General features: G+C 72.6%; 4 protein-coding genes. 1 reads left to right on the top strand and 3 read right to left on the bottom strand.

Annotated elements, in window-relative coordinates:
* Positions 1-565 (top strand): hypothetical protein (locus J0670_RS30520; protein WP_207814993.1); only part of this gene is annotated, 565 nt, incomplete at its 5' end.
* Between the two features lie 100 nt (positions 566-665).
* On the opposite strand, the gene ahcY is transcribed toward J0670_RS30520, so the two are convergent.
* The 3 genes from ahcY to J0670_RS30505 form a co-directional block, all read right to left on the bottom strand.
* Positions 666-2,114 carry an adenosylhomocysteinase gene (gene ahcY, locus J0670_RS30515; protein WP_207814991.1) on the bottom strand — a complete coding sequence of 483 codons (1,449 nt, stop codon included), beginning with the start codon at positions 2,112-2,114 and terminating at the stop codon, positions 666-668.
* A gap of 327 nt (positions 2,115-2,441) precedes the next feature.
* Entirely contained in the window at positions 2,442-3,419 is a 978-nt protein-coding gene (locus J0670_RS30510; protein WP_207814990.1) for a cation diffusion facilitator family transporter, read from the bottom strand.
* 24 nt (positions 3,420-3,443) lie between these two features.
* Positions 3,444-4,699, bottom strand: a 1,256-nt coding sequence (locus J0670_RS30505; RefSeq protein ID WP_307806766.1) for an SIS domain-containing protein, incomplete at its 5' end; no start/stop codon positions are given.

The raw sequence follows: 4,699 nt of genomic DNA, 5'->3' as shown, positions 1-4,699 counted from the left end.
GCAACAGAAGCAGGCGAAGGAGCCGGCCCCGAACGTCAACGGCCGGACCGCCTACTGGGTGACCAGTCCGGCGAACCCGACGTACGACAGCGGGCAGCGGATCCTGCGTTGGCAGATCTCCCCCACCCGCTGGGCGCAGTTGCTCTCGAACCGGCCGCAGGGCACCGATCTCCCCGACGACGTGCTGCTCCAGGTCGCGGCCCAGGCGCAGGTCGAGGTGCGGCCCGTCGCGCTGCCGTTCTGGGTCTCAGGACTGCCCGAGGGCCTCCGCCCGACGGAGGCCGAGATGATCCAGCCTGCGGTCGGAACGCCCTGGGCCATCAGCCTCGGTTTCACGGCCGACGACATGGGCGTCGGATTCACCGTGGCCCCGAAAGGCGGCGCATTCCAGTACGGGAAGTCCGAGAAGAGCTGCCGGGACGAGGGGGACTTCCAGATCTGCGCGACGGCGGAGTCCGACAGCCTGCCGCTGGCCGAGCGCTTCGGCGGCCTGGAGGCCCTGACCAGGATGGTGCACACCACCGGTCTCGACCAGAGGCAGTGGACCACCGAGGTCATCCGCTGACCGTCCGCCACGAACGCCGCGAACGCCGCGAACGCCGCGAACGCCGGTGGCCGGCACCCCGCCACGGGGTGCCGGCCACCGGCCTGCGACGCTCACCGCATCAGTAGCGGTACTGCTCCGCCTTGTACGGGCCCTCGACCGAAACGCCGATGTAGTCGGCCTGCTCCTGGGTCAGGGTGGTCAGCTTCACGCCCAGCGCGTCCAGGTGCAGGCGCGCGACCTTCTCGTCCAGGTGCTTCGGCAGCACGTAGACGCCGATCGGGTACTGCTCGGTCTTCACGAACAGCTCGATCTGGGCGATCGTCTGGTTCGCGAAGGAGTTGGACATCACGAAGGACGGGTGGCCGGTCGCGTTGCCCAGGTTCAGCAGGCGGCCCTCGGACAGCACGATGATGGTGCGGCCGTCGGCCTTGCGCCACTCGTGGACCTGCGGCTTGACCTCGGTCTTCACGACGCCGGGGAGCTTGGCCAGGCCGGCCATGTCGATCTCGTTGTCGAAGTGGCCGATGTTGCCGACGATCGCCTGGTGCTTCATCCGCTCCATGTGCGAAGCCATGATGATGTCCTTGTTCCCCGTCGTGGTGACGAAGATGTCGGCGATCTCGACGACCTCGTCCAGGGTGGTCACCTGGTAGCCGTCCATCGCCGCCTGCAGCGCGCAGATCGGGTCGATCTCGGTGACGATGACGCGGGCGCCCTGGCCGCGCAGCGACTCGGCGCAGCCCTTGCCGACGTCGCCGTAGCCGCAGACGACCGCGACCTTGCCGCCGATCAGGACGTCGGTGGCGCGGTTGATGCCGTCGATCAGCGAGTGGCGGCAGCCGTACTTGTTGTCGAACTTCGACTTGGTGACCGAGTCGTTGACGTTGATCGCCGGGAACAGCAGCTTGCCGTCACGGTGCATCTCGTACAGGCGGTGGACACCGGTGGTGGTCTCCTCGGTCACGCCCTTGATGGTGGAGGCGACCTCGGTCCACTTGTTCGGGGTGTCCTTGAGGGTGCGGTTGAGCAGCTCCAGGATGATCCGGAACTCGTCGTTGTCCGCGGTGGACGGGTCCGGAGCGGCACCGGCCTTCTCGAACTCGACGCCCTTGTGGATCAGCAGGGTGGCGTCACCGCCGTCGTCCAGGATCATGTTCGGGGTCTGGCCGCCCGGCCAAGTCAGCGCCTGCTCGGTGCACCACCAGTACTCCTCCAGGGTCTCGCCCTTCCAGGCGAAGACCGGCACGCCCTGCGGGTTCTCCGGGGTGCCCTCCGGGCCGACGGCGATGGCGGCGGCCGCGTGGTCCTGGGTGGAGAAGATGTTGCAGGAGCACCAGCGGACCTCGGCGCCGAGCGCCGTCAGGGTCTCGATCAGGACGGCGGTCTGCACGGTCATGTGCAGCGAGCCGGTGATCCGGGCACCTGCCAGCGGCTGCGACTCGGCGTACTCGGCGCGGATCGCCATCAGGCCGGGCATCTCGTGCTCGGCCAGCTGGATCTCCTTGCGGCCGAACGGCGCCAGGGAAAGGTCGGCGACCTTGAAGTCACCGGTGATGTCGGTCGACATGCGTCTGCTCCTCGCTGATGGGGTGGGGCACGGCCGAAGTCCGGATGTGCGTCGCGCACGGCGGGCCGTACGGGTGCACGGCTACGCCGGGGCCGCCGGAATCCCGTGGTGGAGGACCGGCTCCCTGCTGCGCAGCACCAACCGTCGGAGGACCTCTCTCCCTCGACCGGCGCACACCCTACGGGCGCGGACCGCCGATCGACCGCCATCAGCAGCGACGTTCTGGCTCTGGTGACGAATCTACACCGGCGGCCCCACCGACCGTCCTCGGATGACCGGTTTCGGTCACCGGCCCGGGTACGGGAAACGGCCCGTCACCCGGGTCCGTCAGTGCGCCGCGTCCGGCCCGGGGCCGCCGGGGGTGGCGGCCGGGTCCTCGCCCGCGGCGGCCTTCTCGGCGCTGTAGACGTCCGGCTCCAGGTAGATCGCCCGCGCGATCGGCACGGCGGCGCGGACCCGCTCCTCGGCCTCGTCGATCGCCCGCGCCACCCGGGCGGCGCTGTCCTCCGCGTTGACGGCGATCTTGGCGGCGACCAGCAGCTCCTCCGGGCCGAGGTGCAGGGTACGCATGTGGATCACCCCGGTGACGGCCTCGCCGTCCACCAGCGCCGCGCGGATCCGCCGCACCGACTCCTTGTCGGCGGACTCGCCGAGCAGCAGCGACTTGGTCTCCAGGGCGAGCACCACGGCGATCAGCACCAGCAGCACGCCGATGGCCAGGGTGCCGACGCCGTCCCAGACGCCGTCGCCGGTGACCACGGTGAGCGAGACGCCGAGCAGCGCCAGCACCAGGCCGATCAGCGCGCCGGTGTCCTCCAGCAGCACCACCGGCAGCTCCGGCGCCTTGGCGGTGCGGATGAACTGCGCCCAGCCCTGCCCGCCCTTGACCTTGGCCGACTCGCGCATCGCGGTGAGGAAGGACCAGCCCTCCATCGCGATCGCGAAGAGCAGCACGCCGACCGCCCAGCCCCAGGACTCCAGCGGCTCCGGGTGGCTGATCTTGTGCCAGCCCTCGTAGATCGCGAACAGCCCACCGACGGTGAACAGCACGATGGCCACCAGGAAGCCGTAGACGTAGCGCTCGCGGCCGTATCCGAACGGATGCTCCTCGTCCGCCGCCCGGCGCGCCCGCCTGCCGCCGATCAGCAGCAGCACCTGGTTGCCGGAATCGGCCACCGAGTGAACGCCCTCGGCGAGCATCGAGGAGGAGCCGGTGAAGGCGAAGGCGGTGAACTTGGCCGCCGCGATCGCCAGGTTCGCCGACAGCGCCGCGACCAGTGCCTTCGTCCCACCCTCAGTACTCATGCGCCCAACCTATCCGCTGCCGGTTCACGACTGCGCGGCGGCGAGCCCCAGGTAGACGGCGGCGAAGTCGGTCAGCGCGACCAGGTCGGCCAGCGCGTGCAGCGGGTCCGCGAGGGTGCTCGCGTACTCGGTGAGCCGCACGTCGTGGGCGGCGGCCAGCCGGTGTGCCCGGCTCACGCCGAAGCTGCGCGGGCGCTCGTCGTCCTCCGGCACCTCGGCCGGGCCGTCCTGCTCCTCGGACGCGGCCGAGGAGCCGGGGAGGTGCCGCAGCAGCAGGACCTGGAGGTGCAGCGGGTCCGGCTCCTCGACCCGGTCGCGGAAGAAGTCGTCCGGGTCCGCGCCCGCGCCCAACTGCCCCGTGAACATGCCCCGGTGGGCGGTGAGCACCTGCGGCAGCGCCCCGGCCAGCGCCGGGCGGCCGGCCCGGTCGGCCAGCTGGGCGGCGAACCGGGCGGCGACGGCCCCGGCGATCGGGCCCTCGGCCCAGAGCAGCGGTACCGTCCCGGCCAGCCGCGCGGCCAGGCCCTTCGCCGGGTTGGTGTACGCGGCGGCGTCCGGGCGGCAGCGCACGGCGGCGGCGTCCAGCAGGTCGGCGACGGCCGGCAGCGCGTCGTACGGCAGCTGGGTGAGGCCGATCTTCTGGGCGAGCGCCAGCAGCGGCGCCAGGTGGGACCAGAGCGCGGCCGGGTCCTCGGCCGGCAGGTCGGGCTCGGCGGCCGCGCCGGCCGGCAGACCCTCGTCGGGCAGCACCGAGGAGACGTACGGCAGCGGCAGCGCCCGCACCTGGAGCGCGGCCTCGGCCAGCGGGCTGCCGGGCGGGGCGGTGACGACGAGGGCGCAGCCGCGCGCGTACGCCTGCTCGGCGAGGCCGATCAGGCCCTGCTCGCCGCCGTCGGCGGAGCTGACCACCAGCAGGTCGAGCGGGCCGGCCCAGCCGGGCAGCTGCCAGCCGAGCCCGGCGGTGAAGGCGGGCGGTGCGCCGGCCCGGTCGGCGCGCGGGGCGGCGGCCTCGGTCGGCGGCAGCGGGACGACCAGGCTGGCGGAGCCGGCCAGGGCGGCCAGGACCTCGCCCGCCGTCAGGGCGCTGCCGTGTCCGGCGACCAGGACGGCGCGCGGGCGGCCGTCCGGGCGCAGCCGGTCGAGGCCGGCCGCGTCGGCCTGCCGCAGCGCGGTGCGGACCCGGGCGCCGGCGCCGGCCAGGGCCAGCAGGGCACGGTCGTGGTCGGCGCGCTGGAGGGCGGCCGGATCGTCGAGCAGGGTGTCGTCGAGCATGCGGCGGG

This window comes from Streptomyces sp. FH025 (genome assembly GCF_017427025.1).
Classification (GTDB): Bacteria; Actinomycetota; Actinomycetes; order Streptomycetales; family Streptomycetaceae; genus Kitasatospora.
The sequence above is the reverse complement of the archived record's forward strand: the minus strand, read 5'-3'. Positions and strand labels throughout refer to the sequence as shown.